Below are 237 nucleotides of genomic sequence, written 5' to 3'. Positions count from 1 at the left end.
GAGTGATGGTATAGTGTCTCGCTCTTGAAAAGCTAATAAAACTATTTGTTCATTTTTATTCATATACCAGTGATAAGTCTGGCTCACTAACTTCAAATCTGCCTCCAAATCATAGGAAACATTTTTCATTAAGATATTTGTAACATCAACAAGATGATAAAATCGTTTTACTGCACATTCTAACATTTTTTTCTTCGTACCAAAATGACGAAACAGTGTCATTTCACTGTATCCAGC

1 protein-coding gene is annotated in these 237 nt (G+C 32.5%); it reads right to left on the bottom strand.

Annotated features, from left to right (window positions below):
- Positions 1 to 222, bottom strand: a 222-nt coding sequence (locus AOA61_RS30915) for a hypothetical protein (RefSeq protein WP_218197360.1), incomplete at its 3' end; no start/stop codon positions are given.
- Between the last annotated feature and the right edge of the window lie 15 nt (positions 223 to 237).

It is taken from the genome of Pseudomonas sp. 2995-1 (assembly GCF_002742505.1).
Taxonomy (GTDB): domain Bacteria; phylum Pseudomonadota; class Gammaproteobacteria; order Pseudomonadales; family Pseudomonadaceae; genus Aquipseudomonas; species Aquipseudomonas sivasensis.
The sequence above is the reverse complement of the archived record's forward strand: the minus strand, read 5'-3'. Positions and strand labels throughout refer to the sequence as shown.